The following is a 26,020-nucleotide window of genomic DNA, read 5'->3' on the forward strand; positions in this document are numbered from 1 at the left end:
ATGAAAAAGAACGTTCCCGCGCCCGCGCCCCGCCCGGTTCGCGCCGCCATCGCAACCATCGGTGGCTGCCTCGTGATAGCCGCCTGTGGTGGCGGCAACGACGGAGGTGTCTCGTTCCCGGTCCTCCCGCCGGCACCGGCGCCCGCACCCGCCCCGGCTCCCCCTGCCCCCGCACCGCTGGGCACGCTCGACGGCTCCGTGCCCCTGGTCATCGGCCATCGCGGCCTGCCGGGGCTGTACCCCGAAGAAACCAAGGTCGCCTACGAAGCCGCGGCCGATGCCGGCGCCGATTCGCTCGAGACCGACCTGCACCTCACCAAGGACTGCGTGCTCGTCGCACGTCACAACCCCTGGCTCAGCGACAACACCAACATCGCCGACGTCGCCGCGACCAACACCACCGTTGCGGGCCGCAAGCGCACCGTGCCCGGCGTGCTGGTCGACGTGAAGTACCCGGCCATCGAGGCCAACGGCCCGGCCCAGTACCTGAGCGACCTGACCGACCCGAGCGATCCGAAGTCGGTGCTCAAGTCGCTCATCGTCGACGGCGAGGACCACACCAACGACTGGTCCATCACCGACTTCACGATGGACGAGCTGCGCCAGTGGATCCGCGGCACCACCTACGACGCCAAGGACCAGCGCCCCACCGACCTCAACGGCAAGCTGCCGATCCTGAGCTTCCAGGAAGTGATCGACATCGCCAAGGCCAAGAGCGCCTCCACCGGCCGCACGCTCACCGTGTACCCGGAAACCAAGAACCCGATCTGGAACAACGCGCAGGCCATTGCCAACGGCTGCGGCCCTGCTGGCAGCCATCCGCTCGAAGACGCGCTGCTGAAGATCATGAACTTCAACGATCTGAACCGGAAAGACGCGCCGATCTTCGTGCAGAGCTTCGAGCCCGAGAGCCTGAAGTACCTGCGCTCGGCCGGCATGAAGGCCCGCGCCGTGCAACTGGTGGACGGCAACGACGTCAACTACCAGACTGGCGAGATGATCTACGTCACCAAGGACGTCTACACCTTCGTCGACGGCCGCCCCTACAGCTGGACGCTGGCCGGCAACCCCAAGTGGTTCGGCGAGATGCTCACGCCCGCGGGCCTGGCCGACGTGAAGACCTATGCCGACGGCATCGGCCCGTGGAAGCCGCAGGTCATGGCCCACACCATCGTGCCCTTCGTCACGCCCAACAAGGGCCTGGCCGACGTGAACACCATCAAGCCCACCAGCCTGATCGCCGACGCGCACAAGGCCGGCCTGTTCGTGCACAGCTACACCTTCCGCAACGAGGCGAAGTACCTGGCCGGCATCTACAAGGGCGACCCGACAGCCGAGTACCTGGCGTACTTCCGCGCCGGCATCGACGGCGTGTTCTCGGACTTCGCGAACACGGCGTTCGCGGCGCGCAAGACGTACCTGAAGGAAACGGGCCGCTGAGGCAGAACGGCGAAAGGCAGCCAGCACGATGTACCCCGGAGAACGACTCAACGGATACAGCCACCTGCTGGGCCTGCTGCTCGCGCTGCCTGCAACGGCGTTGCTGCTCGCCAAGACCTTGCCCACCGGCGACCCCGCGCGCATCGCGGGAGCGCTGGTGTTCTCACTCTCGGCCGTGGCCCTGTATGCGGCCTCCACCCTCTTCCACAGCACGCGCGGGCGGCTCAAGCGCATGTGGGAGCGTGCCGACCACTGCGCCATCTACCTGCTGATCGCCGGCACCTACACACCCTTTGCGCTGGTCACGCTGCAAGGCCCATGGGGCTGGCTGCTGCTGGCGACGATCTGGGGCGCGGCGCTCTTCGGCATCTGGCGCGAGCTGATGCCGGCCAAGGGCGGCGGGGCGAAGAAGCCCTCGCTGGCGCTGTACATCGGAATGGGATGGCTCGGCGTGCTGGCCGCCGTGCCGCTGGCCGCGCGGCTCGACGGCGCGGGGCTCGCATGGCTGCTGATCGGCGGCGTGCTCTACACGGCGGGTACCGTGTTCTATCGCAACAGGCAAGGCTTCCGGCACGCGCACGGTGCGTGGCACCTGTTCGTGCTGGCAGGCACTGCGAGCCACTACGTGGCGGTGGGCTGGTTCGTGCTGTAGGGGCCCGCGGCCCGGTCGTGCGGGGATAATCGCCGACCGATGATCGTCCGACCCCGCCCTCATTGGCTGCGCATGCTCTTCGTGTGGCGCGGCTCGGTCCTGCTGGACATAGCGCCGCAGCTCCTGTGGACCACCGCCTTCGCGGTGCTGGTGACGGTGCTTCACGGCCGGCTGTTCCAGTGGAAGGTGCCGCTCAATTTCGTGCCCTTCTCGCTCATCGGCCTGACGCTGGCCATCTTCCTTGGCTTTCGCAACGGCACGAGCTATTCGCGCTACTGGGAGGCGCGCACCCTGTGGGGCACGCTGCTCAATGAAACCCGCTCGCTGGTGCGGCAGGTGCTGACGCTGGCCGATGCGCCCGCCGAGGCAGGCAAGCCGACGCTTCGCCTCATCGCCTTCGTGCATGCTCTGCGCCACCAGTTGCGCGGCACCGATCCCTCGGCCGACCTCGCGCGGCTGCTGTCGCCCGAAGACTGCGCCCGCCTGCAGGCCGCGCGCTTCAAGCCGGCCGTTCTCCTGCTGATGGTCGGCGAATGGCTGCGGGACAAACGGAGGGGCGGCCATCTCGACCCGACGCTCGCGCAGGCCATGGAAATTCCGCTGGGCCGCCTGACCGAAGCGCTGGGCGGATGCGAGCGCATCGCGGGCACGCCGATTCCGTTCACCTACTCGGTCATCATCCACCGCACGATCTACCTGTACTGCGTGCTGCTGCCCTTCGGCCTGGTGGACGCCATCGGCCCCATGACGCCGGTGGTGGTCGCGTTCATCGCCTACACCTTCTTCGCGCTCGAAGCACTCGGCGCCGAGATCGAAGACCCCTTCGGCACCTCGCCGAACGACCTTGCGCTGGACGCAATGTCCCGCACGATCGAATCGACCTTGCGCGAGATGATCGGCGAGCCGCAGCCGATGCCGACAGAGTCAAGATCCGACAAGTACATGCAAACCTGAGAGGGAATACTCGCGCCATGGAACAAAAGATCGTTTCCCCCGCTAAGTCGGACCTTCGGGCCATTGCCACCCAGCTCATGCACGCGTCGGAGCTGGTGTCCGAAGCCAGCGGTCACGAGTTGACCGGTACAAGGACAGACCTCGCCGCACTGCAGAAAGTCATCGACTCGAAGCTCGTCGAGCCTGAAGCCACCTACTCCCTTCAGGCGCTGGGCCTCGCATTCGGCAAAGTGTTCATCAGCACTCGTACCGATTTCGACTGGTGGATGGTCGAGGACGAGTACGGACGGGACCCCGCGCTCCGGTACAAGCAGACCTCGCTCCTGCTGTTTCCCAAGACCATGATCTCCAAGCGGATCGAGGACGGCAAGGCAGTCAACGTCACGGAGATGTTCGAGGGGCTGCAGGAAACCGTTCGCGAGGTGTTGGCCGAGCACTACCCGGATGCCTGATCTGGCTCGAAGCACCGCATGAAAACCATCGCGCCAATCGCCGCCATGCTTGTGGCCGCCTGCACGACCATCGCGCCCAGCGCCTACGGACAGGCCCCGGCTTACGCAGGCCCGCTGTTCGACACGCACCTGCACTACAACCAGGAAGCCTGGGACGGCAACACCGGCCCTTACCCGCCCGCCGAGGCGCTCGCGCGCATACAGCGCAACAACGTCAAGGCGATCATTGCCAATTCGCGCCCCAACGCTGGCACGCAGACCCTGGCCGCAGCGCGCGAGACACGCGCCGCGGGCGTGACGGTCGTGCCCTTCGTGCGCCTGTACCGCAACCGCGACGACTACACCAACTGGTTCCGCGACGAGACCATCTACGAGATGGTGCAGACCGAGCTTGCGCGCGGCACCGCGAGCGGACCCTATCGCGGACTCGGGGAATTCCACCTGTACGACAGCGCCGATGCCAACGGCCCCGTGGCGAAGAAGCTGATAGCGCTGGCTGAGCAGCGCAAGCTCGCGGTGCTTGCGCACGTCGACGACGTGGCAATCGACCTGCTGATGGCAAACGCGCCATCGAAGGGCCAGGCCCTGCGCCTGATCTGGGCCCACACCGGCATCGGCGGCCCACCGGTCGAACGGGTACAGGCGCTGCTGGAGCGCTATCCGCTGCTGATGGGTGAGCTCTCGTACCGCCCGGGGCTGACCTGCGAAGGCGGCAGGCTGTGCCCCGAATGGCGTGCGCTGATCCTCAAGTACCCGGGTCGCTTCATGGTCGGCTCCGACACCTGGGTCAACCAGCGCTGGAGCGCCTACGACGAGACGATGCGCGGCTACCGCACCTGGCTCGGCGATCTGCCGGCCGACGTAGCGCAACGCATCGCCTGGGGCAACGCCGCCGCGCTGTTCGACCTTCGCTGATCAGCCTGCCAGCGCGGCCACCGCAATGCGCGTCGCCGACGCAATGACATCGTTGCGCCCCTTCGCGTCCTTCTGCGGAAAGGTCAGGTAGACCGACAGCACGATCGGTGCACCGGCCGGCGGCCACAGCACGCCGACATCGTTCGTGGAGCCATACGAGCCCGATCCGGTCTTGTCCCCCACCTTCCAGCCGGCCGGCACGCCCGCCAGAAAGCGCTCTGTGCTCGTGGTGTTGCCCAGCAGCCAGGTCTGCAGCTGGTCGCGCTGCACAGTGCCCAGCGCATCGCCCAACGCCAGCCGCTGCACGCTGTCGGCCATGGCCGCGGGCGTGGTGGTGTCGCGCGGGTCGCCGGGGATGCTGGTGTTGAGCTCGGGCTCGGTACGGTCGAGCCTGAAGGCCTGGTCGCCGATGCCGCGCGCAAAGGCGGTAACGGCGGGCGGGCCACCCAGCACCTTCAGCAGCAGGTTGGCGGCCGCGTTGTCGCTGTACTGGACGGTGGCGGCGCACATCGCGGCCACGGTCATGCCGGTGGCAATGTGCTTCTCGGTGATCGGCGAATAGGCGACCAGATCCGCCTTGCTGTAGCTGATGTTCCTCGACAGCAGGCCGCTGTCCTTGGTGCTGCGTTCGAGCACGGCCGCGGCCAGCATCAGCTTGAAGGTGCTGCACAGCGGAAAGCGTTCGTGCGGCCGGTGCTGGATGCGCGCGCCGCTGCCGGTGTGGAAGCCGACCACGCCCAGGCGGCCGCCCGAGGCACTTTCGAGCGCGGCGAGCTGCGCTTCAGCCGAAGACTGCGATGCCGTACCAGACCACGCAGTGCATGCGCTGGCGAGCGGCAAGACGGAGGCGGCAAGCAGCAGGCTTCGGCGCTGGACTAGAGGGTTCATTTCGTTTTCTCTTTCTTTGGTCGAGTGGATGGTACGAAGCGAATCCTAGGAGCGGCACCCTCGTCGTTCCAGCCTCCGGACGGCGTTGTGCGTCCCGGGTGTATCCGCTGTAACGGCAAGGTTTATTCAACCATATAGTTGAATACTGATCTGGAAATGCCTATATTCAACCTCATGGTTGAACTAGAACTCGCAGACGAACGGCTCGACGCCGTATTCCACGCCCTGGCCGACAGCACGCGCCGCACCATGCTGCAGTTGCTGTCCCACGGCGAATGCAGCGTGGGCGAACTCGGTGCGCCGTTTCGCATGTCCTTCGCGGGGGCGTCCAAGCACGTGAAGACGCTGGAGCGCGCGGGCCTGGTATCACGCACCGTGCAGGGCCGCGCGCACGTCTGCCGGCTGGAGCCCGCAGCACTGGCCACGGCAGATGCCTGGCTGCGCTACTACGAAGGCTTCTGGAACAACCGTCTCGACGCGCTGGAGCAGGAACTGCGGCGCGAAGAGAAATCGCGCAAGTGATCTCCCCTTCTTCATTCACAAGGAGCACATACCCATGACGATCAAGCACAGCCTCGGCCAGAAGGTCGACCCCGGCACCCTGCGCATGGAGCGCACCCTGCCCGCCCCCATCGAGCGCGTGTGGGCCTACCTGACCGACCCCGACAAGCGCGCCACCTGGCTTGCCGGCGGCACCATGGCGCAGAAACCGGGCGAGATGTTCGACCTGCGCTTCAACCATACCGAACTCACCGGCGAGGTGGCCCCTGATCGCTACGCCGAATGCCGCCAGCCCATCGTGCAGAAGTCGCGGCTGGTGCGCATGGAAGCGCCGACGCTGCTCACGATCAGCTGGGACGAAGGCCCGGCGCCGTCGGAAGTCACCTTCGAGCTCAAGCCGCAGGGCAACACCACGCAGCTCGTGCTCACGCATCGCCGGCTGGCAAGCCGCAAGGACATGGTCAGCGTGGCGGGCGGGTGGCATGCGCACGTCGATGTGCTCATCGAGGTGCTGGCGGGGCGCAAGCCACAGGGCTTCTGGACGAACCACGCAGCGCTCGAGAAAGACTACGAAGCGCAGATTCGCTGACTGAAGCAGCACGTTCCTCCTTTCATTTCTCTCACGCGGGGCCTTCGGGCCCCGTTTCTTTTGGGCGTTGGCGTTCGCGGGGATTGTCAAACCGTTGTCACCTGAGAACCTCAGCATCTGAGGCATTAAGAGTATTTGTGTGTTTTGTTGTAAATAACTTAATTTGCACAAGAACAGAAAGACACCCACGTTCCTTCGGCGCAGCCGCGGGATATGCGTCTCAGAACTTCGAGGGAAACATGATCAGAGGAATGAACACGCGCCGCGCATGGGCAGGAACAAGCATGTGCGCCCTGCTGCTTCTTACCGCTTGCGGTGGAGGTAGCGGCAACGGCTTCCCACCCATCGGCACACCGTCGCCTGGTAGCGGAAGCAACCCGGCGCCGACAGTCAACCAGGGCAAGAGCGGGCCCAAGGCACTCGTCGTCGAGATCGACGGCCTCACGCATGCGGCGCTTCGCGACGCCATGGCACAGAACAAGGTGCCGGCATTGCAGTCGCTGCGCGTTGCACCGGCATGGACCGGCGGCGCCAACGGCACGCTGAGCGAACAGCGCACCACCGACGGCCCGGGCTGGGCCACGCTGCTGACCGGCACATGGGCGCAGCGCCACGGCGTGCGCTGGGACACGAACGACCAGCGCATCGACGTCAAGCTCGCGCCCTCGGTCTTCGCGCTCGCCAGGCAGAACAAGACGACCGCCTACAAGACAGCTTCCGTCACCGCAAGCGCGCTCTATCCGCTGCTGCTGTCGAACGAAACCGGCACGCTCGACAGCGCAATCGACTGCGCCGGCGCCGACACCTGCGTCACCGACCGCACCGCGCAACTCATCGACACGGGCTACGACCTGCTGGTCGCGCAGTACGGCGCACCGGGCGCGGCGGCAAGCAGCGGCCTGAAGAGCGACGCGTACCAGCGCGCGATCGCCGACACCGCCGCCGGCGTGGGCCAGTTGCTGGCGCGCATCGCGCAGCGCACTGCCAACGATCCGAAGGAAGACTGGCTCGTGATCCTCACGACCAGCCACGGCCTCGACACCTTCGGCGGTGCAACCGGCCTGCAGGACAACGACAACAAGACCATCTTCATCGCGAGCAACAAAACGCTCGCGGCGCAAGCCGGCGTCGGCACGACCGCTCCTGCTGACGCAAGCCTGCTCGCACTTTCGGCCGCCACCGACATCGCGCCGACCGTGTTGCGTCACCTCGGCGCGCTGCCCGCGGCCGCCGACTACCGCTTCAACGGCCAGGCCCTGCAGGCGGCCACGTCGCTGCGCGGCCTCTCGGCGAAGACGGGTGCGGACAAGCGCAGCATCGAGCTGTCGTGGACGCTCGCCGGCACCACGACCGCGCCAGTGCAGGTGCTGCGCGACGGCAAGCTGGTGGCTACGCTGCCCGCCGGCTCGACTGCCTACGTCGGCCCCATCGTCGCCGAGAGCGACGGGCTGTACACCTTCCAGTACGCGGTCGTCGCCAACGAGGTCACCGTGGCGCTCACCGCGCAGATCGCCTACGTCAAGCCGGTACCGCCGGAACCGCCGGTGACGCTCGCTCCCACGCTGGTGAACGGGCTGGTCAACTACTACCCGCTCAACGCCCTGCCTGCAGTCGATGCGAAGAGTGCCTCCACGCTCGCCCCTTGGGCTGCCGACGCCAACGGCGGCACGCTGGTCGACGACAGCTTCCCGGCACCCAACAAGGCCAAGGCGCTGCGCGTCGACAGCACCGTGAAGAACGCCAGTGGCATGGCCGGCTATCGCCTGGTGCAGAACAGCGACGTAACCACCAACCCGGCGGTCACGGCCTTCACCATCGGCTTCTGGATGCGCACCGACAACACCTGCAGCCAGGGCGTGAGCAACGGCGGCACGGTGATCGGCAACAAGAACTACACCACCGGCGGCAACGCGGGTCTGGCCATCGGGCTGTTCGGCAGCTGCGAGATCCGCTTCAACGTAGGCACGGGCAGCGCACGCGCCGACAGCAACGGCTACAGCCTGAGCGCTGGCCAGTGGGCCTACGTGGCGGTGGTGATCGACAAGGCCGCACTCACGATGAAGGGCTACGTGATGGACCCCGTCAGGGGCATCCAGACCAACAGCACCGCCATCACCAGCGCGCTGGTCGACAAGCTCGGCGGCCTGGGCAACGGCCTGGGCCTGAACGAGGACGGCACCGGCCTCTACTACCAGCGCGAAACCTCTTCGCCGCGCGGCGCCATGGACTTCGACGACTTCGCGATCTGGAACCGCTCGCTCACGAACGACGAGCTGACCAGCATCTTCAAGTCGGGCACGCCGCTGTCGACGCTGCCCTGACCCCAATCACCCCCGAGCCCCAAGACAACAACGATTCCAGAGGATCAAACCATGCAAGTTCAAACCCTTCTTTGCGCGCGCCTCGTGCCCGCGCTCGTTCTGGCCTGCGCCCTTTCCGCCTGCGGCGGCAGCGGAGGTGGCGGCGGCTTCGTCGGCGGCACACCGACGCCCCCCACCACGCCCACGCAACCCGACACCGGCGTTGCCCCCGTGAAGAGCTGCGCACCCTGAGCCCCGCCGAACCATGTCCAACCAAAACAACAAGCCCATGACGAACTCACGTCGCAAATTCCTCACCGGCACGGCCACGACCGGCGCCGCCGCCCTTGCGCTCTCGGCCTTTCCGCCGAGCATCCGCCGCGCGCTCGCCATTCCGGCCAACAACAAGACCGGCACCATCCAGGACGTCGAGCACATCGTGATCCTGATGCAGGAGAACCGTTCGTTCGACCAATACTTCGGCACGCTGATGGGTGTGCGGGGCTTCGGCGACCGCTTCACCATTCCGCTGCCAAAGGGCTTGAACGTGTGGCAGCAAAGCGATGCCAGCGGCAAACCTATCCTGCCCTACCACCTCGACAGCCGCAAAGGCAACGCACAACGCGTGAGCGGTACCCCCCACTCCTGGAGCGACGGCCAGAACGCCTGGGACGGCGGGCGCGCCTACCAATGGCCGCGCTACAAGACCAATGCGTCGATGGGCTACTTCAAGGAGGCCGAAGTAACGTTCCAGTTCGCGCTGGCCAATGCCTTCACGCTGTGTGACGACTACCACTGCAGCATGCATACGGGCACCAACTCGAACCGCATGTTCCACTGGACCGGCACCAACGGCCCCACGGGCGCCAACGTGGCCACCGTCAACAACGAATGGGACGACATCGGCCCGTCCACCACCGGCTACGAGTGGAAGACCTACCCCGAGCGGCTGCAGGAAGCCAAGGTCAGCTGGATCATCTACCAGAGCCTGCCGGACAACTTCACCGACAACCCGTTGGCCGGCTTCAAGCAGTACCGCAAGGCCAACGAGGATTCGGGCAAGCCGGTGAGCAACGACGGCCCGTCGCCCGCCTACGACCCGGCCAGCGACGACGCCGGCAACCCGCTCTACAAGGGCATTGCCAACACCATGCCCGACGGCGGCTTCCTCGAGCAGTTCCGCCAGGACATCAAGAACGGCAAGCTGCCGAAGGTGTCGTGGATCGTTGCGCCCGCGGCCTACTCCGAGCACCCCGGCCCCTCGAGCCCGGTGCAGGGCGGCTGGTACATCCAGGAAACGCTGGACGCGCTCACCGCCGTGCCGGACGTGTGGAGCAAGACCGTGCTGCTCATCAACTTCGACGAGAACGACGGCTACTTCGACCACTACCCCTCGCCGGCCGCGCCCTCGCTCAACCCCGACGGCTCGATGGCCGGCAAGACCACGCTGCCCGAGGCCGACCTCGCCGTGGAGCGCTTCACGCACCCGAAGCCGCCGGGCACCAGCGGCCAGCCCGCACCTGATGGCCGTGTGTACGGCCCCGGCGTACGCGTGCCGATGTATATCGTCTCGCCATGGAGCCGCGGCGGCTGGGTCAATTCGCAGGCCTTCGACCACACCTCGGTGATCCGCTTCATCGAGGCACGCTTCGGCGTGAAGGAGCCCAACATCTCGCCGTTCCGCCGCGCAGTGTGCGGCGACCTCACCAGCGCATTCAACTTCGCCACGCCCAACACGGAAGCACTTCCCACGCTGACGGGACGCACGACCAAGGCTGACGCCGACAAGCTGCGTGCCGACCAGCAGGCCCTGGCGCAAGTGGCGTTGCCGCTCGACCCGCAACTGCCGCGCCAGGCCACCGGCACACGCCCCTCGCGCGCCCTGCCATACGAGCTGCACACGAGCGCGCGCGCCGATGTCATCAAGGGCCAGATGCGGCTGATCTTCAAGAACAGCGGCAAGGCTGCGGCCGTGTTCCATGTGTACGACAAGCTCAACCTCGACCGCCTGCCGCGCCGTTACATGGTCGAGCCCGGCAAGACGCTCGACGACACGTGGAACCCCACGACCGACAACAGCGGCTTCTACGACCTCTGGGTGCTCGGGCCAAGCGGCTATCACCGCCACTTCAAGGGCGACCTCAACCGGCTTCGCGCCGGTGGCGCACCCAGCCCCGAAGTGCAGGTGTGCTACGACATTGCAAACGGCAACGTGTACCTGGAAATGCTCAACGGCGGTGGTGGCGCCTGCAAGTTCACAGTGCGCGCCAAGGCCTACCGCGACGACGGCCCGTGGAACGCCACGGTGAACGGCGGCGGCAAGGCCGAGCAACTGTGGGTGCTGGCCAGCAGCGGCCAGTGGTACGACTTCGCCGTTACCTGCGATGCCGATCCGGCCTTCTATCGCCGCTTTGCCGGCCGCGTCGAAACCGGCAAGCACTCGGTGAGCGATCCGGCCATGGGCCTCGCCGATCTCTGACAACGGACGGGGCCAACGCACCTGCATCGGGATATTGGCCGGCACAATTGCACGGCCCCTGTGCCTGTTCACGTGCAACCGGGGCGGCTGTCACACTGACGCCGCCCCTTTTTCTTTTTTACGCCGGCATTCCATGCTCCAAGAAGAACGATTCCTGCGCATCCGCAGCCTGCTCGCCACCTTCTCGCGACTCAGCGTCGAGCGCGTCATGCAGGACCTCACGGTGTCGCGCGAAACGGTGCGCCGCGACCTGCTCGAACTCGAAGGCCTGGGCGAACTGCGCCGCGTGCATGGCGGTGCCGTTGCCATCAAGGCGGAGCCCGAGCCGCCGCTCGCGGTGCGGCTGGTGGCGCGCCAGCGCGAAAAGCGCGCCATTGCCAAGGCCGCCGTCGCACTACTGCGGCCGGGGCAGACCATCTTCATGGACGCGGGCAGCACCATGTCGATCTGCGCGGAAGAGATCGGCACGCTGAGCGGCATGACGGTCATCACCAACTCGCTGAACATCGCGCTCAAGTTCGCGGGCGCGGGCGAAGGCCGGCTCACCGGCAACCAGACCATCCTGCTGGGCGGCCAGATCGACGTGAAGGCGCAGGCCACCTGCGGCGACACCACGGTCGAGGCCATACGCCGCTACCGCGCCGACGTGGCGCTGCTGTCGCCGGTGGGGCTGCACGCCAAGCATGGCGCGATGAGCTTCGAGCACCACGAGGCCACCGTGGCGCGCGCCATGGCCGAGCAGGCGCAGCAACTGGTGCTGTTGGCCGACCACGCCAAGATCGGCCAGGCCAGCCGCGTGACCTATGCGCGGACGACGGACATCGACGTGGTGGTCACCGATGCCAAGGCGCGCGAACTGCCGGGGCTGTCGGCACTGCGCAAGGCGTGCGAGCGGGTGATAGTGGCCTGAGGCGCATCGCATGCTGCGACCGGACGCGCCCCCTGCCTCACGATGGGCGATGGCGGCCCTGGGTGCCGCAGCCTTCTTGCTCGCATCCGCGCCGGGCCTGGCTTCCGCTGCATCAGGCTGCCTCGAAACGGCCACGCAGGCCCCTTCACCGTCGCGCGCACTCGCGATGGCGACCTTCGCACTGCAGGAGCACGAGGCCTTCGGCGGCCAGTCCATGGATGCCGAAGGCCGCATGACCGAAGCCGGCGACTCCGAAGCCGAGGACACGCGCCGCACGGTGCCGGGCCTCGCGCCATGGCAGCGGGTGCTGGGCTACTGGCAGGCCGTCGATCCGCAGCTCCCGTCGCTCGTTCGCTTCGGCGCACTGCGGGGCGCCGACCGGCACCTGCTGATGCAGGCGTTGAACGAAGCGACGGCCGGGCGCCTGCAGGGCATGGGCGTCGGCCCCGACGAGGGGCTTGATTCAGTGGAGCTGCGCGCCGTTCAGGCCGCACTGAGCCGGGTCGCGGTGATCGACACGCCCTGGTCCGCGGCCTTCATCAGCTGGCTGGCGCGGCAGGCGGGGCTGGCGGACGACGAGTTCGTGTTCTCCGAGGCACACGTCGACTATGCGGGTGCTGCGTGGCAAGCCGGCGTCGAGGAGGCTGCGGGCCGCCCCACGCGCTACGCCCTGCGCGCCTGCGATCTGACACGCACGCCGCCGCGCGTCGGCGACCTGGTCTGCCAGGCACGCGGCGCGGGCGCCGGATTCGACACCTTCGACAAGATCGGTGAAGTGCTGGCCGCGCGGGACACCGGCGGCGAACCGCTGCCCATGCATTGCGACGTGGTGGTGGCTGTGGATGCCACGGGCTTCGACACCGTGGGCGGCAACGTGCTGCAGTCGGTCACGCGGCGCCGGCTCGACTTTGCGCCGGGCACGCGCTGGCTGGACCCGAGCTACCTGCCCGAGGGATGCACGCCGGGCGCTCCGGGGTGCATCGATCGCCACATGAGCCGCCAGCCCTGGTCGCTGCTGCTGCAGTGGCGCTGAGCGCGCTTACGCTTCCTTGTAGTACGCCTCGACTGTGCCCTTGAGCTTGAGCAGCAGCGGCTTGCCCTTGCGGTCGAGGGTCTTGCCGGCGGGCACCTTGATCCAGCCTTCGCTGATGCAGTATTCCTCGACGTCGAGGCGGTCCTTGCCGTTGAAACGGATGCCGATGTCGTGCTCGAACGCGGCGGCCACGTGGTGCGGGCTGCGCGGATCGATGGAGAGGTGGTCGGGAAGGGGTGGGCGGGGAGTGGCTTCTGTCATGGCGCGTGATGATAGGGGCTCCCGGGCCCGACCCTATCGCCGCTTCTTCGCGGGCCTTGCAGGCGGCTTGGGCGCGAAGCCCAAGGCGGCGCGTGCCAGTGCGTCGGCCTCGCCGTTGCGGTGGCGCGGAATCCACTGCACGCGCACGTCGTCGAAGCTGCCGAGCAAGGCGCGGGCATCGTCGAACAGGCCGGCCAGGCGCTCGATCGGTTTCGCCCCGGCCGGGCCGAGCTGCTCGACCAGGATGCTGTTGTCGCTATAGGCCCGCACCGCCGTCGCGCCCCGCTCGCGCAGGTCTTGCAGCGCGAGCGTCAGCGCCCGCAGTTCGGCCTCGTTGTTGCAGCCTGTGGCATGCGTGGCTTGCGACAGCGTGTGGCGCTTGCCGTCAGGCGCGGTGATGACGGCGCCGATGCCCATGCGCCCCGGGTTGGGCGTGGCGCTGCCGTCGCAGTAGACGGTCCACGGAAGGCTGTCGGGCCTGGCTTCTCCTGCACTCATTCAGCAGTTGCCGCGCTTGATGCCTGCGAGGTTCTGGCAGGGCCGCTGGCCGGGCGGCGGCCCAGGGTCGTGCGCATGCGGTGGCGGCCGGCGAATGGGGCGCACGCCGTCGTAGTACGGGTCGGGGCTCAGGATGACGACGGCCGGGGGATCGGCCGCCGCGGGCTGCGTGTCGGCGGGATAGCGCGGGATGATGGCCGGGCCCGAGGGCGGATTGCTCGCCACCTGGTTGGGCGGTGCAATCGGTGCTGTCGGGGTCGGCGCCGGCGTGTAGTCCGGCCGGCGCGCCTCGGCGGGCGGCGACTCAAGGATCGGCACCTGCCGCGACTGCTTGCTACCCGCCGGGCAAGCCACGTTGGTGTAGGAGATGGCCCCGCTGGCGTCCGTGCAGCGCACCACCTCCGCCGCATGTGCGCCCAGCGCCGCAGCGAAGATCATGAGGGAGGCAGCCAAGGTGCGCATCAGTCGATTTTTCGGCAGGGTTGCAGTCAGGTCAAACACCCGGGGACCGCCCCGGGTCATCCACTGTAGCCGTTGCGAGCGCGTTGTGCACCTGCGGCATGATCGCGGGCATGGACAACCACCGCCCGCACCCGCTCGTCATCGTCAAGCTTGGAGACACCTTCGAGGCCCTGCGCGCGCAGCGCGGCGACTTCGAGCACTGGATCGCCGACGGGCTCGACACGCACGCGCTGCCCCTGCTGGTGGTCGATCCGCGCCGCGGCGACGCCCTGCCCGACCCGGCCGAAGTGTCAGGCGCGGTCGTCACGGGTTCGCACGCGATGGTGTCGCACCGCGAACCCTGGAGCGAGACCACGGCCGCCTGGCTCGCGCAGCTCGTGGCGCGCGACACGCCGGTGCTCGGCATCTGCTACGGCCACCAGTTGCTCGCGCATGCGCTCGGCGGCGAGGCCGGCGACCACCCGCAGGGCGCGGAGGTCGGCACCGTGACCGTCACGCTCGACAATGCCGCCGCTACCGACCAGTTGCTGCACGGCCTGCCCGCGCAGTTCCCGGCCCACGCGGTGCACTGGCAGAGCGCTCTGCGCCTGCCCGAAGGCGCAGTGCGGCTGGCCGGCAACGACCACGAGCCGGTGCACGCGTTCCGCGCGGGCGCGCATGCCTGGGGCGTGCAGTTCCACCCCGAGTTCGACGCCGACGTCATGCGCGGCTACATCGACCAGCTGGCCGGCGACCTGGCTCGCGCCGGCACCGACCCGGCCGCACTGCGCGAGCACGTGGTCCCGACCGATGCAGCGGCCGGCCTGCTCGGGCGCTTCGCACGGATCGTCGAAGCGCATCACGGCGTCTGACGCCATGCGCTGACAAAAAGCGCGTTTCGCTTCGGTTAAGGTGCGGTCCATTCGCCGTTTGCCCAACCCATCTTTCATGACCACTCCCTCCCCCGCGCCGACCCGCAAGCATTTTTCGATGCTCCGGGAATTCCACCTGGCCGACGCCTTCACGCTCGGCAATGCAGCCTGCGGGGTGGGCGCGGTGTTCCTCGCAATGGCCTTCATGGCGAGCCAGTCGCTCGCGCAGTTCCTGTGGTCGGCCGCGCTCGCACCGGCCGCTTTCATCTTCGACGTGCTCGATGGCCGGATCGCGCGCTGGCGCCAGACGCAATCTGCCCTCGGTCGCGAGCTCGACTCGCTGGCCGACATCATCTCCTTCGGCATGGCGCCCGCCGCGCTCGGCTTCGCAGCCGGACTGAACAGCGGCTGGGACTGCGTGATCCTGATCTATTTCGTGGGCTGCGGCGTGAGCCGGCTTGCGCGCTTCAACGTGACGGCCGAGGCACTGTCGGCCGGCTCCGACAAGGTGAAGTACTTCGAGGGCACCCCCATCCCGACCAGCGTGGTGCTGGTGGGCGTGCTGGCATACGCGGCCTGGCAGGGCCACATCGGCAGCGCCTTGTGGGGCGGCGCCTGGGTCATCGGGCCGTGGCAGTTGCATCCGCTCACGCTGCTGTTCGCCCTGTCGGGCACGCTCATGATCAGCAAGACGCTGCGAATCCCGAAGTTCTGACCGCTCACTCGAGACGAAGGAGACACGCCGATGACCATGAAGCTGTATTTCGACCCGCACAGCCGCTCGCACATCGCCAAGTGGATGCTCGACGAAGCCGGCGCCGACTACGAGATCGTGACCACCCTGCTCAAGGACAAGGCGCACAAGAAGCCTGAGTTCCTGAAGATCAACCCTGCGGGCAAGCTGCCGGCGCTGGTCGACGGCCAGGCGCGCGTCTTCGAGAACGCCGCCATCTGCATGTACGTGGCCGAGAAGTTTCCCGGCAAGCGGCTCGCTCCCCCCGTCGGCACACCGGACCGGGGCCGCTACCTGTCGCTGATGGTCTATTCGACCGCGCAGCTGGAGCCCGCGATGGGCGACGCCATCCTGAAGATCCGCAGCAACAACAGCGCGCGCGGCTGGACCAATTTCGAAGCGGCCAAGGACGCGGTCGAGCGCGAACTGCGCTACGGCCCCTACCTGTTCGGCGCGCAATTCACCGCGGCCGACGTGATGATCGGCTCGATGCTCATCTGGCACCGCGCCTTCGGCGGCGTCCTGAACCGGCCTACGCTCGACGCCTACATCGACCGGCTGCAGGCCCGGCCCAAGGGCATGAAGTTCGGCTGAACTCTGCGCGGCATGCCGCGCTGGTGACAACGCGCGGCAAAGGTACGTCCTTTAATCGGCTTCCTTGTTCCTTTCCAATAAGAGAGACGCCCGCATGACATCGAAGAACGCCACGCCTTCCCGGTTTTCGCTCACGGCCCTTTCCGTGGGCCTGGTCGCCTTGCTCGCCGCCTGCGCGAGCACGCCGCCGCCCGGCGGGCGCAGCGTGACCATCGAGCGCACCACCTTCGGCATCCCGCACATCACCGCGCCGGACTACGAGGGCCTGGCGTACGGCAGCGCCTATGCGCATGCGCAGGACAACGTCTGCCAGACGGCCGAGCACCTGCTCACACTGCGCGGCGAGCGCTCGCAGTTCCTGGGCGCGCAGAACACCGGCGACCTGGGCCTGGGCCGCGCGCCGAATGCGCAGATCGACCTGTTCATCCGCTATCACATGGACGACGCCGCGCTGGCGCGTGCAGGCGCTACCACGAGCCCCGACGTGCAGGCCGCGCTGCGCGGCTACGTGGCCGGCTACAACCGCTACCTGCAAGACGCCGGCCCCAACGGGTTGCCCGAAGCCTGCCGCGGCAAGCCCTGGGTGCGGCCGATGACGACTGGCGACCTGTCGCGCGCCACCGAGATGTCGATGATCCAGGGCGGCCTGGGCGCGCTGGCGGGCGCAGTGCTGGCCGCGGTGCCGCCCGCCCCCGGCGCCAAGACCAGCGCCGCGCCGGTGGACCTGAAGGAAGCCGTGGCCGAAATCGGCCGCCACAGCTTCAACGCCAACCCCGAGGGCGGCGAGCTCGGCTCCAACGGCTGGGCCTTCGGGCGCAATGCCACGCCGGACGGCAAGGGCCTGCTGCTGGGCAACCCGCACTTTCCGTGGACCGGCACCAACCGCTTCTGGGAAATGCACCTCACCATCCCCGGCAAGCTCGACGTGATGGGCGCCACCGGCGGCCTAAGCCCGGTGGTGGCCATCGGCTTCAACAAGGACGTGGCCTGGACGCACACCGTGTCGACCGGCAAGCGCTTCACGCTGTACGAGCTGAAGCTCGACCCCAATGACCCGACGGTGTACCTGGTCGACGGCCAGCCGAAGAAGATGGTTGCGCGCACCGTGGCACTGCCCGCCGCGGCAACGGGCGGCACCGCGCCGCCGGTGCAGCACACCTTCTATTCGACCGACTGGGGCCCCGTGATCTCGCTGTCGCGCGCCGGCCTGGGCTGGACCGCGCAGAAGGCCTACGCCATCCGCGACGCCAACACGCTCAACGTGCGCTCGGCCGAGAGCTGGATGAAGATGGCACTGGCCCGCAACGTGACCGAGCTACGCGCCGCCATGGGCAACCAGGGCATGCCGTGGATCAACACCATTGCGGCCGACCGCGACGGCAACGCGATGTACGCCGACCTGTCGGTGGTGCCCGACGTATCGGCCGACATGCTCAAGAGCTGCGCGCCTTCGCCTGCCGCCGCCGCGCTGCTCAACGCGGCCGGGCTGCCGGTACTCGACGGCTCGCGCAGCGCCTGCGCATGGAACCGCGACAGCGCGGCCGCCGCGCCCGGCATCATCGCGCCGGCGCGCATGCCGGTGCTCATCACGCCGGACTACGTGCAGAACAGCAACGACAGCTTCTGGCTCAGCAACCCCGAAACCGCGCCGATGGCTGGCGTGTCGCCGTTGGTGGGCCCGATCGGCGTGCCGCAACGGCTGCGCACGCGCAGCGCGATCATGGAAATCCGCGGCCGGCTCTCGGGCGGCGACGGCCTGCCCGGCAACCGCATGGGCGCGGCCGAGCTGCGCAGCGTGATCTTCCGCGACAGGAATCTCGCAGGCATGCTGGTGATGGCCGACCTGCAGGCCGCCTGCAGCGCCGCCGGCAACACGCTCACCACCGATCAGGCGCTCGGCTGCCGCGTGCTCACCGCCTGGGACCGCACCAGCAATGCCGACTCGAAGGGCGCACCGCTGTTCCGCGAGTTCTGGCGCAAGACGAAGGACGTGCCCAAGGTCTGGCGCGTGCCGTTCGACCCCGCGCAGCCGGTGGCGACGCCCGCCGGGCTCGACATGGCCACGCCGGCCACGCGCGAAGCCGTGTTCAAGGCGCTGGGCGACGCGGTCGGCATCCTGCGCACCGCCGGCTTCGCGGCCGACGTGCCGCTGGGCGTGCCGCAGTCGCGCCTGGTGCGCGGCCAGAAGATCGCGCTGCACGGCGGCGACGAGTTCGAGGGCGTGCTCAACAAGCTGGAGTCGCAGGGCCAGTCGCTGATAGACCCGAAGGGCTACAACGTCAACTACGGCAGCAGCTACATGCAAGTCGTGACCTTCGACGCCAACGGCCCGGTTGCTCAAGGCCTGCTGACCTACGGCCAGAGCAGCGACCCGGCTTCGCCGCGCGCCTACGACCAGTTGCCGCTGTTCGCGGCCAAGCAGTGGCACCCGCTGCCATTCCACCCCGCCGACGTGCGGGCGCAGCGCGAAGGCACTCCGCTGCAGCTCGCGTACTGACACCGCCCATCCATGTCACAGCAAACCGCCCCTTCCCACACCGCCCCGAGCGGGCTCGGCGAACTGATCCGCATCGCCGAGGCGCAGCCGCTGTCGCCAGCCTGCGATCACTTCTACTTCCTGCGCCACGGGCAGACCGGCCGCAATGCGCTGCGCATCTTCCAGGCGGTGGACGAGCCCCTGAGCGAGCTTGGTCTGCAGCAGGCCGCGCGCGCCGCGGGGCTGCTGGCCGGCGAGCCGATCAGCACCGTCGTGTGCAGCGACGCGCGGCGCGCGCACGACACGGCGTACACCGTGGCCACGACGCTGAAGCTCGTGCCGGCCGCACAGGCCGCGCTGCGCGAGCGCAACTTCGGCGCGCTGATCGGCACCTCGTCCGCCAACATCGACTGGGCATGTGAGCCAGAGGGCGGCGAAACGCTCACGCAGTTCGTCACACGCACGCGCGACGCGCTCGACACGGCCCTGCGGCTGCCCGCCCCGGTGCTGGTGGTGGCACATGGCGGCACGCTCTACGCGCTGGCCGCCCTGCTGGGCGTGCCGGTCGACGTCGGCCTGCTCGGCAATGCACAGCCCTTGCGTTTCGAGCGCCGCGGCCCCACATGGGCCGTGACGCCGCTGCTGCGGCAAGCCGACGGCGACGCAGCCCTGGCCTAGCCTCCCCCCACTCCTCGGGCCTTGTTGCCGTCCACCCAACGAACCGCCACACACCATGGAATTCAAGGACTACTACAGCGCACTGGGCATCGACCGCACCGCGTCCGACGACGAAGTGCGCAAGGCCTACCGCAAGCTCGCCCGCAAGTACCACCCCGACGTCAGCACCGAGCCTGACGCCGAGAAGCGCATGCGCGACATCAACGAGGCCAAGGACGTGCTTGGCGACAAGGAAAAGCGCGCTGCCTACGACGCGCTGGCCGATCGTGTCGCGCGCGGAGGCCATCCTGAGGGCGACTTCCAGCCACCGCCGGGCTGGGACGAAGGCTTCGAGTTTCACCGCGGCCCGCGCCAGGGCCCGGCCGACCACGCTGACTTCAGCGAATTCTTCTCGTCGCTGTTCGGCGAGGCCGAACGCCGCGGCGCCGCGCGGCAGAACTTCCGCGCGCGCGGCGAAGACCATCACGCGGCCATCGAGATCACGCTCGAAGACGCGCTCAACGGCGCCGAGCGCGAGATCACGCTGCGCGCGCAGACCGTCGACGCACAGGGCCACCCGCAGTGGGAGAACCGCACGCTCAGCGTGAAGATCCCGCCGGGCGTGCACCCGGGCCAGTTCATCCGCCTCGCGGGGCAAGGCATGCCCGGCCACGGCGGCGAGCCGCCCGGGGACCTGTACCTCGAAGTGCGCATCGCGCCGCACAAGCTGTACCGCGTGGAAGAGCGCGACCTGTACATGACGCTGCCCATCACGCCCACCGAAGCCGCGCTGGGTGCGCAGGTGCAGGTGCCAACGCCCACCGGCGGCGTGGTCGAAGTGACCGTGCCGCGCAACGCGCGCAACGGCCTGAAGCTGCGGCTCAAGGGCCGTGGCTTCGCAGGCAAGACGCCCGGCGACCTGTACCTGCTGCTCGACATTGCGCTGCCGCCCGCCGACAGCGACGATGCGCGCAAAGCCTACGAACAGCTGGCGCAAGCCACGGCATCGTTCCACCCACGCCAGCATCTGGGAGTCTGAGCATGGTGAATTTCACTGTCACAACCGCCACCGCCGTCAGCACCTCGCAACCGCTCGCGGCGAGTGAACTGGCGCACGCCGTTGGCGCCGACACCGCCTGGGTCGTGCAACTGGTCGAGGTCGGCATCCTGCGGATCGAAACGACCGAGACCCAGCCCGAGCGCTGGCAGTTCTCCAGCGCCGACCTGCAACATGCGCTCGAAGCGCGCCGGCTGGAGCGCGACTTCGGCGTGGGGCTCGACGCTGCCGCGCTGATCCTCGACCTGCAGCACGAGGTGCGCCGGCTCAAGGCGGTGCTGCAGGCGCGCGGCCTGCGCTGAGCTACTGCATCTGCTGCAGGTTGCCGATGCGCACCAGCATCTCGGTGAACATCTGCAGGTCGGCGTCGAGGTCGGGCACTTCCTTGTATTCCTTGGCGTTGTGCCCGGTGTACTTCTTGCCGGGCATGCCGGGGCCGAAGCTGATCGCGTTGGGCATCTGCTTGGCCGTGGTGGCGCCGGCCGCGGATACGGGCTTGGCCTCTAGGCCGGTGGTGTCGCCGTAGATGTTGAGCAGCGTCGTCAGCCACTGGCCAGAAGGGTCGCGCGCCATCCAGTTGCCCTGGTCGTACTTGATCTCGACTGTGGCCTTGTTCGCCGCAGCCCAGTCATTGATCTTCGCGGTGACTTGGGCCTTGAGTTCTTCGGGCGTGCGGCCGCGCGGCATGCGCGTGTTGACCGCCACGACCACCCGGCCGTCGGCACCGGTGCGGATCAGGTTGGGAGAGAAAGTCAGTGGCCCCATGAAGTCGTCCCTGTAGCCCAGGCCGATCTTCTCGCCGAGGTAGCCGGTGCCGTAGAGCGCATCGACGTACTTCACCGCCTTGAGGAACTGGTTGTCGGCCAGCGTCACACCGGACTCCAGCAGGAACAGGCCCAGCCGCGGCAGCGGATTCACGCCGTTCTGGGGCTCCGAGCCATGGGCCGAGGTGCCGGTGACCTTGATGGCGATGCTGTCCCCGTCACGCGTGATGGCAATCGCAAACTTGCCGCCCTGCGGTTCGTACTTCTGCAGGAAGGCCGGCTTCGCGGCTTCGAGCTTTGCGAGCACCGCAGCGAGGTCGCCGCCCTTGAGCGTGGCGGTGGCGGTCTGCGAAATCGCGTTGACCGCGGCGGCTGCGCCCATGTCCGTGATCGCGGTGACTGCACCATCGGTTTTCTCCGCAGGGAAGAACACACTCAGCGAGCCCGCGCCCTTCTCGGCCACGACCGCGGGGTAGCCGCTGTCGAGCACGATGTTGTAGGCCGGCAGCGGCACCTTGCCGCGGTAGTACTCCATGGCGTCGCCACCGGTTTCCTCGGTGGTCTCGATCATCAGGCGCATGGTGCGCTGGATCGGCAGGCCGCTTTCCTTCACCGTCTTCATTGCATAGAGCACGGCAGCGATGGAGCCCTTGTCGTCGATGGTGCCGCGGCCGTAGAGGCGGTCGCCCACGCGCACCATGGTGAACGGGTCGAGCCGCGTGCCGTCGTCGAGCACCCATTCTGAAAGCACCGCGGGCACCACGTCGGAATGCGTGAGGATGCCGAACTCTTCAGTGCCCTTGCCCTTGAGGCTGACTTCGAAGATGCGGTTGTCGACGTTGCGATACGCAAGCCCGAAGTCTCGCGCCATCTTCTCGACCAGCTTGCCGAAGTCGATGATCGTCGGGTTCTCGTGCGGCGGGATCTGCACGTTGCGCGCAGTCGGCAGCGCCACCATGGCACCGAGGCTCGCGATCACGGCCTTCTGGTTGTGCAGGCGGTTGTACAGGCCGAGCAGACGCGCGATGTTGGTGAGGTCGTCACCAGCCAGCGGTGCCTTCTTGCGATAGGCGGCCACGGCGGGCTTCAGCTCGGGGTTGGCCTTCTCGGCCTGGGCCAGGAAAGCGTTGAAGCTGGAGGCGGGCTTGCCGCCTTGCCAGGCCGCGGCCAACTGGTCGAGCGCGGGTTTCTTGAGCGTCTCCGAGAAGGCCGGTGCGGTGAGGCCAACTGCCATCAAGCCCATGGTGAGGGCTGGCAACGAGAAGCGAAATTGCAGCATGTGCGTGACTCCCTTTTCACAAAAATGGAAGCCTTCGACGATACCCGAGCCACGCGCTGCGACAGGTCTCTGCGCACTACGAAGAAACGTTGCGCACGAGGGAGAAAGCGCAGCGTTAAGTTCGCCAACCGCGCGCGTTACTGCATCTGCTGCAGGTTGCCGATGCGCACCAGCATCTCGGTGAACATCTGCATGTCGGCGTCGAGGTCGGGCACTTCCTTGTACTCCTTGGCGTTGTGCGCCGTGTACTTCTTGCCGGGCATCGCGGGGCCGAAGTTGATGGCGTTGGGCATCAGCTTCGCGGTGGTGCTGCCAGCCGTGGGCACCGGCTTGGCCTCGAGGCCGGTGGTGTCGCCGTAGATGTTCAGGAGGGTCGAGAGCCACGCGCCCTTGGGGTCGCGCGCCATCCAGTTGCCCTGGTCGTAGGCAACCTCGAGCTTCACGTTGTTCGCGCTCGCCCACGCATCGATCTTCGACGTGACCTGCGCCTTCAGCTCGTCGGGTGTGCGCCCGCGCGGCATGCGCGCGTTGACCGTGACTTCGAGCCTGCCGTCATTGCCCATGCGCACGAGGTTGGGCGAGAAGGTCAGCGGGCCCATGAAGTCGTCGGCGTAGCCCAGGCCCATCTTCTCGCCGAGGTAGCCGGTACCGTAGAGCGCGTCGATGTACTTCACGGCCTTCAGGTAGTGGTTGGCGGCCAGTGGCACGCCGGACTCCTGCAGGAACAGCGCGAGGCGCGGCAGCGGATTCACGCCTTCCTCCGGCCGCGAACCATGGGCCGAAACGCCTGTCACTTTCAGCTCGATGCTGTCGGCGCCGCGCGCAATGTCGATGGCGAACTTGCCGCCCTGCCCTTCGTATTTCTGCAGGAAGGCCGGCTTTGCTGCTTCGAGCTTTGCGAGCGCGGCCGCAAGATCGCCGCCCTTGAGCGTGGCCATCGCCGTCTGCGAAATCGCGTTGGCCGATGCGGCGCCGCTCATGGCCGTGATGGCTGTCGATGCGCCATCCGCCTGCTCCGCCGGGAACAACACCTTCAGCGCGCCCGAGCCCTTCTCTGCAACCACGGCCGGGTACTTGCTGTCGAGCACGATGTTGTAGGCCGGCAGCTGCGTCTTCGTGCGGTAGTACTGCATCGCGTCGCCACCGGTTTCCTCGGTGGTCTCGATCATCAGGCGGATGCTGCGCTCGATGGGCAGGCCGCTTTCCTTCACGGCCTTCATTGCATAGAGCACGGCCGCGATGGAGCCTTTGTCGTCGATGGTGCCGCGGCCGTAGAGGTAGTCGCCCACTCGGGTCATCTTGAAGGGGTCGAGCCGCGTGCCATCGTCGAGCACCCATTCGGACAGCACCGCAGGCACCACGTCGGAATGCGTGAGGATGCCGAACTCCTCGCCGCCTTTGCCCTTGAGGCTGACTTCGAAGATGCGGTTGTCGACGTTGCGGTAGGCAAGCCCGAAGTCGGTCGCCATCTTCTGCACCAGCTGGCCGAACTCGATGATCGACGCGCTTTCATGGGGCGGCACCTGCACGTTGCGCACCGTCGGAATCGCCACCATGGTGCCGATGCTCGCAATCACGGCCTGCTGGTTCTTCAGGCGGTTGTAGAGGCCGAGCAGGCGCGCGATGTTGACGAGGTCGTCGCCGGCCAGCGAGGCCTTCTTGCTGCGGCACGCATTCACGCTGCTCTGCAACGCGGGCTGGCTCTTTGCAGCCTGCGCAAGGAAGGCGTTGAAGTCGGCGGCCGGCTTGCCGGCCTGCCACGCGGCGGCGAGCTGATCGAGTTGGGGCTTCTTGATGGTTTCGGCGTGCGCCTGCGCACCAAGGGCGAGCGCGACGCCCAAGGAAAGCGCCGACAATGAAAATCGAAAATGCTGCATCAGGGTCTCCCCCTCATTCTGAAAACACTCCCCGACGATAGCCGAGCAAAGAATCGAACGAACAATGAACAACAGCACCGACAAGATCCGCTGCGCCTGGGCCCAGACCGACCCGCTGCTGGCCGCCTATCACGACGCCGAATGGGGCGTGCCCGAGCACGACAGCCGCGCGCTGTGGGAAAAGCTCATGCTCGACGGCTTCCAGGCCGGCCTCTCGTGGCTCACCATCCTGCGCAAGCGCGACGCGTTCCGCAAGGCTTTCAAGGGCTTCGTGCCGGAGAAGATCGTCAAATTCACCGAGGCCGATGTCGAGCGGCTGATGCAGGACGCCGGCATCGTGCGCTCGCGCTCGAAGATCGAGGCCACCATCGGCAATGCACGCGCCTACCTCGCGATGCAGGCGGCGGGCGAAGATTTCTCCGAATTCATCTGGGGCATGGCGGGCGGCAAGCCCATCGTCAACCGCACCGGCAGCGTTCCGGTGAAGACGCCGCTGTCGGAGGATATTTCCGCGGCGCTCAAGAAGCGCGGCTTCAAGTTCGTGGGCCCCGTCATCGTCTACGCGTGGATGCAGGCCACAGGCATCGTGGACGACCACGCGCACGACTGCCACCGGCACGGCGCCAAACACAACCCCAAGCCCCAATGAAAAAACCGGACGCTGCTTTCGCAGGTCCGGTTTTTTATTGACGTGTGACTGAGGCGGCTTGCGCCGCCTTCAATTACAGGCCGGCTTGACGCGTGAAGGTCAGGCCCTTCGCTTGCGAGGGGATCACGCTGCCAGCGAAGGTTTCGGGACGCAGGTTCTGACCAGGTGCGTGTGCAGCGGCAACAGCCTCGCTGCGAACAGTGGCGCGGTCGACCGAAGCGGCCAGTGCGGGCGTTGCGGTCGACGCAGCGCCTTCGTTGTCGCCATAAGCGTTGCCGGCACGGGCAGCTGCCACGGCTTGGGGCGCCACTTCGGCGCGGCTGTAGCCGGAGGTCAGGGGCTGAACGCCTTCGTAGGTTTCTGCATGGGCGCCAGCGGCGGCGAGCAGGGACAGAGCGGCGGCGGCGAGGATGTTCGAGGTCTTCATTTCAATTCCTTCTTCATTGGGCTTTTGGGTGCCCCAAGTGTGCACCGCGATTCCTAGGGTAAACCCCCGCTTAATCGAATCGCAGTGTTCATGAAATTGAAACAATAACGAGGAACTTTCGGTCGAGGCTAACTCAACTGCCCTTTCGGTCGCCGGAAATGCGGTTAGTTTGTGTACTTTTCTTCTAGCCCGTCAAGCGACGGCCATCGCGCAAGCAAATCCAAGCACGTTGCATGCCAGCTACTTCGCCTGCAAGCTCTCTGTCTCCCCAATGGGCCCGGTCCGCGACCTTTGCACAATTCGCAATTCAAGAAAGATCGTG

Annotated in this window: 27 protein-coding genes; 20 read left to right on the top strand and 7 right to left on the bottom strand. The window is 67.3% G+C overall.

All coding sequences use genetic code 11. From position 1 onward, the window contains the following. Genes ACZYSP_RS05270 through ACZYSP_RS05290 form a run of 5 tightly spaced genes read left to right on the top strand, consistent with a single transcriptional unit; the run spans position 1 to position 4,413 of the window. Positions 1-1,440, top strand: a complete 1,440-nt coding sequence (locus ACZYSP_RS05270) for a glycerophosphodiester phosphodiesterase family protein (RefSeq protein ID WP_307615472.1) — start codon at positions 1-3, stop codon at positions 1,438-1,440. Positions 1,441-1,468: 28 nt separating this feature from the next. Next, positions 1,469-2,092, top strand: coding sequence for a PAQR family membrane homeostasis protein TrhA (gene trhA, locus ACZYSP_RS05275; protein WP_093073363.1), 624 nt, complete (start codon positions 1,469-1,471; stop codon positions 2,090-2,092). Between the two features lie 39 nt (positions 2,093-2,131). Continuing rightward, complete coding sequence (locus ACZYSP_RS05280) at positions 2,132-3,046, top strand: bestrophin family protein (RefSeq protein ID WP_093073361.1); 915 nt, start codon at positions 2,132-2,134, stop codon at positions 3,044-3,046. A gap of 17 nt (positions 3,047-3,063) precedes the next feature. Continuing rightward, positions 3,064-3,498 carry a DUF3806 domain-containing protein gene (locus ACZYSP_RS05285; protein ID WP_256216612.1) on the top strand — a complete coding sequence of 145 codons (435 nt, stop codon included), beginning with the start codon at positions 3,064-3,066 and terminating at the stop codon, positions 3,496-3,498. A 45-nt stretch (positions 3,499-3,543) separates the two neighbouring features. Continuing rightward, positions 3,544-4,413: an amidohydrolase family protein gene (locus ACZYSP_RS05290; protein ID WP_371258792.1), complete on the top strand. Its 870-nt coding sequence runs from the start codon at positions 3,544-3,546 to the stop codon at positions 4,411-4,413. On the opposite strand, the gene bla is transcribed toward ACZYSP_RS05290, so the two are convergent. Continuing rightward, positions 4,414-5,301, bottom strand: coding sequence for a class A beta-lactamase (bla, locus tag ACZYSP_RS05295; RefSeq protein WP_093073357.1), 888 nt, complete (start codon positions 5,299-5,301; stop codon positions 4,414-4,416). Positions 5,302-5,475: 174 nt separating this feature from the next. On the opposite strand from bla, the gene ACZYSP_RS05300 reads away from it, so the two are divergent. The 7 genes from ACZYSP_RS05300 (at position 5,476) to ACZYSP_RS05330 (ending at position 13,113) form a co-directional block, all read left to right on the top strand. Continuing rightward, positions 5,476-5,823 (top strand): ArsR/SmtB family transcription factor, encoded by a 348-nt coding sequence (locus tag ACZYSP_RS05300; RefSeq protein WP_093055698.1) that lies wholly within the window; start codon positions 5,476-5,478, stop codon positions 5,821-5,823. Between the two features lie 34 nt (positions 5,824-5,857). Further along, positions 5,858-6,391, top strand: a complete 534-nt coding sequence (locus ACZYSP_RS05305) for an SRPBCC family protein (protein ID WP_093073355.1) — start codon at positions 5,858-5,860, stop codon at positions 6,389-6,391. A 284-nt stretch (positions 6,392-6,675) separates the two neighbouring features. Then, entirely contained in the window at positions 6,676-8,712 is a 2,037-nt protein-coding gene (locus ACZYSP_RS05310; protein WP_093073353.1) for a LamG-like jellyroll fold domain-containing protein, read from the top strand. Positions 8,713-8,763: 51 nt separating this feature from the next. Further along, a complete protein-coding gene (locus ACZYSP_RS05315) occupies positions 8,764-8,943 on the top strand; it encodes a hypothetical protein (RefSeq protein WP_093055695.1) in 180 nt (59 codons plus the stop codon). A 37-nt stretch (positions 8,944-8,980) separates the two neighbouring features. After that, entirely contained in the window at positions 8,981-11,170 is a 2,190-nt protein-coding gene (locus tag ACZYSP_RS05320) for a phosphocholine-specific phospholipase C (RefSeq protein WP_093075086.1), read from the top strand. 133 nt (positions 11,171-11,303) lie between these two features. Further along, on the top strand, positions 11,304-12,080 hold the full coding sequence (locus ACZYSP_RS05325; RefSeq protein ID WP_093055693.1) for a DeoR/GlpR family DNA-binding transcription regulator: 777 nt from the start codon (positions 11,304-11,306) through the stop codon (positions 12,078-12,080). Between the two features lie 10 nt (positions 12,081-12,090). Beyond that, complete coding sequence (locus ACZYSP_RS05330) at positions 12,091-13,113, top strand: DUF2272 domain-containing protein (protein ID WP_093073351.1); 1,023 nt, start codon at positions 12,091-12,093, stop codon at positions 13,111-13,113. A 6-nt stretch (positions 13,114-13,119) separates the two neighbouring features. On the opposite strand, the gene ACZYSP_RS05335 is transcribed toward ACZYSP_RS05330, so the two are convergent. The 3 genes from ACZYSP_RS05335 to ACZYSP_RS05345 are packed head-to-tail and all read right to left on the bottom strand — an operon-like array spanning position 13,120 to position 14,334. Continuing rightward, positions 13,120-13,374, bottom strand: coding sequence for a DUF3297 family protein (locus tag ACZYSP_RS05335; protein ID WP_093055689.1), 255 nt, complete (start codon positions 13,372-13,374; stop codon positions 13,120-13,122). Between the two features lie 33 nt (positions 13,375-13,407). Next, positions 13,408-13,872: a ribonuclease HI family protein gene (locus tag ACZYSP_RS05340; RefSeq protein WP_093073349.1), complete on the bottom strand. Its 465-nt coding sequence runs from the start codon at positions 13,870-13,872 to the stop codon at positions 13,408-13,410. Beyond that, positions 13,873-14,334, bottom strand: coding sequence for a hypothetical protein (locus tag ACZYSP_RS05345; protein ID WP_093073347.1), 462 nt, complete (start codon positions 14,332-14,334; stop codon positions 13,873-13,875). 110 nt (positions 14,335-14,444) lie between these two features. Between ACZYSP_RS05345 and ACZYSP_RS05350 the strand changes: the two genes are divergently transcribed. From ACZYSP_RS05350 to ACZYSP_RS05380, 7 genes are all read left to right on the top strand, one after another. Next, positions 14,445-15,185 carry a glutamine amidotransferase gene (locus tag ACZYSP_RS05350; RefSeq protein ID WP_093075082.1) on the top strand — a complete coding sequence of 247 codons (741 nt, stop codon included), beginning with the start codon at positions 14,445-14,447 and terminating at the stop codon, positions 15,183-15,185. A gap of 76 nt (positions 15,186-15,261) precedes the next feature. Then, the gene (locus ACZYSP_RS05355; RefSeq protein ID WP_093073345.1) at positions 15,262-15,900 is read left to right on the top strand and encodes a CDP-alcohol phosphatidyltransferase family protein; all 639 of its coding nucleotides are present in this window, start codon (positions 15,262-15,264) and stop codon (positions 15,898-15,900) included. Between the two features lie 30 nt (positions 15,901-15,930). Beyond that, positions 15,931-16,512, top strand: a complete 582-nt coding sequence (locus ACZYSP_RS05360; protein WP_093055682.1) for a glutathione S-transferase family protein — start codon at positions 15,931-15,933, stop codon at positions 16,510-16,512. Between the two features lie 94 nt (positions 16,513-16,606). Continuing rightward, on the top strand, positions 16,607-19,009 hold the full coding sequence (locus tag ACZYSP_RS05365; RefSeq protein ID WP_489013049.1) for a penicillin acylase family protein: 2,403 nt from the start codon (positions 16,607-16,609) through the stop codon (positions 19,007-19,009). Between the two features lie 12 nt (positions 19,010-19,021). Beyond that, positions 19,022-19,666, top strand: coding sequence for a histidine phosphatase family protein (locus tag ACZYSP_RS05370; RefSeq protein ID WP_093073341.1), 645 nt, complete (start codon positions 19,022-19,024; stop codon positions 19,664-19,666). Between the two features lie 55 nt (positions 19,667-19,721). Beyond that, positions 19,722-20,684 carry a DnaJ C-terminal domain-containing protein gene (locus tag ACZYSP_RS05375; protein ID WP_093055677.1) on the top strand — a complete coding sequence of 321 codons (963 nt, stop codon included), beginning with the start codon at positions 19,722-19,724 and terminating at the stop codon, positions 20,682-20,684. Between the two features lie 2 nt (positions 20,685-20,686). Beyond that, positions 20,687-21,004 carry a chaperone modulator CbpM gene (locus ACZYSP_RS05380; protein ID WP_093073339.1) on the top strand — a complete coding sequence of 106 codons (318 nt, stop codon included), beginning with the start codon at positions 20,687-20,689 and terminating at the stop codon, positions 21,002-21,004. Position 21,005: 1 nt separating this feature from the next. Here the strand turns inward: ACZYSP_RS05380 and ACZYSP_RS05385 are convergent, their stop codons facing one another. Next, the gene (locus ACZYSP_RS05385) at positions 21,006-22,745 is read right to left on the bottom strand and encodes a dipeptidase (protein ID WP_093073337.1); all 1,740 of its coding nucleotides are present in this window, start codon (positions 22,743-22,745) and stop codon (positions 21,006-21,008) included. A 137-nt stretch (positions 22,746-22,882) separates the two neighbouring features. After that, positions 22,883-24,622, bottom strand: a complete 1,740-nt coding sequence (locus tag ACZYSP_RS05390) for a dipeptidase (protein ID WP_489013053.1) — start codon at positions 24,620-24,622, stop codon at positions 22,883-22,885. Between the two features lie 64 nt (positions 24,623-24,686). On the opposite strand from ACZYSP_RS05390, the gene ACZYSP_RS05395 reads away from it, so the two are divergent. Then, positions 24,687-25,271 carry a DNA-3-methyladenine glycosylase I gene (locus tag ACZYSP_RS05395; protein WP_093073333.1) on the top strand — a complete coding sequence of 195 codons (585 nt, stop codon included), beginning with the start codon at positions 24,687-24,689 and terminating at the stop codon, positions 25,269-25,271. 73 nt (positions 25,272-25,344) lie between these two features. Here the strand turns inward: ACZYSP_RS05395 and ACZYSP_RS05400 are convergent, their stop codons facing one another. Continuing rightward, positions 25,345-25,698: an alpha/beta hydrolase gene (locus ACZYSP_RS05400; protein WP_093073331.1), complete on the bottom strand. Its 354-nt coding sequence runs from the start codon at positions 25,696-25,698 to the stop codon at positions 25,345-25,347. Between the last annotated feature and the right edge of the window lie 322 nt (positions 25,699-26,020).

The organism is Variovorax sp. F042 (genome assembly GCF_057814215.1).

Excerpts from the sequence above, each read along its gene's own strand:
- ACZYSP_RS05360 (WP_093055682.1), top strand. The coding sequence starts at position 15,931 with ATGACCATGAAGCTGTATTTCGACCCGCACAGCCGCTCGCACATCGCC.
- ACZYSP_RS05350 (WP_093075082.1), top strand. The coding sequence starts at position 14,445 with ATGGACAACCACCGCCCGCACCCGCTCGTCATCGTCAAGCTTGGAGAC.
- ACZYSP_RS05310 (WP_093073353.1), top strand. The coding sequence starts at position 6,676 with ATGTGCGCCCTGCTGCTTCTTACCGCTTGCGGTGGAGGTAGCGGCAAC.
- ACZYSP_RS05355 (WP_093073345.1), top strand. The coding sequence starts at position 15,262 with ATGACCACTCCCTCCCCCGCGCCGACCCGCAAGCATTTTTCGATGCTC.
- ACZYSP_RS05345 (WP_093073347.1), bottom strand. The coding sequence starts at position 14,334 with ATGCGCACCTTGGCTGCCTCCCTCATGATCTTCGCTGCGGCGCTGGGC.
- ACZYSP_RS05365 (WP_489013049.1), top strand. The coding sequence starts at position 16,607 with ATGACATCGAAGAACGCCACGCCTTCCCGGTTTTCGCTCACGGCCCTT.
- ACZYSP_RS05380 (WP_093073339.1), top strand. The coding sequence starts at position 20,687 with ATGGTGAATTTCACTGTCACAACCGCCACCGCCGTCAGCACCTCGCAA.
- ACZYSP_RS05325 (WP_093055693.1), top strand. The coding sequence starts at position 11,304 with ATGCTCCAAGAAGAACGATTCCTGCGCATCCGCAGCCTGCTCGCCACC.
- ACZYSP_RS05300 (WP_093055698.1), top strand. The coding sequence starts at position 5,476 with ATGGTTGAACTAGAACTCGCAGACGAACGGCTCGACGCCGTATTCCAC.
- ACZYSP_RS05395 (WP_093073333.1), top strand. The coding sequence starts at position 24,687 with ATGAACAACAGCACCGACAAGATCCGCTGCGCCTGGGCCCAGACCGAC.
- ACZYSP_RS05340 (WP_093073349.1), bottom strand. The coding sequence starts at position 13,872 with ATGAGTGCAGGAGAAGCCAGGCCCGACAGCCTTCCGTGGACCGTCTAC.
- ACZYSP_RS05370 (WP_093073341.1), top strand. The coding sequence starts at position 19,022 with ATGTCACAGCAAACCGCCCCTTCCCACACCGCCCCGAGCGGGCTCGGC.
- ACZYSP_RS05375 (WP_093055677.1), top strand. The coding sequence starts at position 19,722 with ATGGAATTCAAGGACTACTACAGCGCACTGGGCATCGACCGCACCGCG.
- ACZYSP_RS05315 (WP_093055695.1), top strand. The coding sequence starts at position 8,764 with ATGCAAGTTCAAACCCTTCTTTGCGCGCGCCTCGTGCCCGCGCTCGTT.
- ACZYSP_RS05385 (WP_093073337.1), bottom strand. The coding sequence starts at position 22,745 with ATGCTGCAATTTCGCTTCTCGTTGCCAGCCCTCACCATGGGCTTGATG.
- ACZYSP_RS05390 (WP_489013053.1), bottom strand. The coding sequence starts at position 24,622 with ATGCAGCATTTTCGATTTTCATTGTCGGCGCTTTCCTTGGGCGTCGCG.
- ACZYSP_RS05305 (WP_093073355.1), top strand. The coding sequence starts at position 5,858 with ATGACGATCAAGCACAGCCTCGGCCAGAAGGTCGACCCCGGCACCCTG.
- ACZYSP_RS05270 (WP_307615472.1), top strand. The coding sequence starts at position 1 with ATGAAAAAGAACGTTCCCGCGCCCGCGCCCCGCCCGGTTCGCGCCGCC.
- ACZYSP_RS05400 (WP_093073331.1), bottom strand. The coding sequence starts at position 25,698 with ATGAAGACCTCGAACATCCTCGCCGCCGCCGCTCTGTCCCTGCTCGCC.
- ACZYSP_RS05285 (WP_256216612.1), top strand. The coding sequence starts at position 3,064 with ATGGAACAAAAGATCGTTTCCCCCGCTAAGTCGGACCTTCGGGCCATT.
- ACZYSP_RS05320 (WP_093075086.1), top strand. The coding sequence starts at position 8,981 with ATGACGAACTCACGTCGCAAATTCCTCACCGGCACGGCCACGACCGGC.
- ACZYSP_RS05290 (WP_371258792.1), top strand. The coding sequence starts at position 3,544 with ATGCTTGTGGCCGCCTGCACGACCATCGCGCCCAGCGCCTACGGACAG.
- trhA (WP_093073363.1), top strand. The coding sequence starts at position 1,469 with ATGTACCCCGGAGAACGACTCAACGGATACAGCCACCTGCTGGGCCTG.
- ACZYSP_RS05330 (WP_093073351.1), top strand. The coding sequence starts at position 12,091 with ATGCTGCGACCGGACGCGCCCCCTGCCTCACGATGGGCGATGGCGGCC.
- ACZYSP_RS05280 (WP_093073361.1), top strand. The coding sequence starts at position 2,132 with ATGATCGTCCGACCCCGCCCTCATTGGCTGCGCATGCTCTTCGTGTGG.
- ACZYSP_RS05335 (WP_093055689.1), bottom strand. The coding sequence starts at position 13,374 with ATGACAGAAGCCACTCCCCGCCCACCCCTTCCCGACCACCTCTCCATC.
- bla (WP_093073357.1), bottom strand. The coding sequence starts at position 5,301 with ATGAACCCTCTAGTCCAGCGCCGAAGCCTGCTGCTTGCCGCCTCCGTC.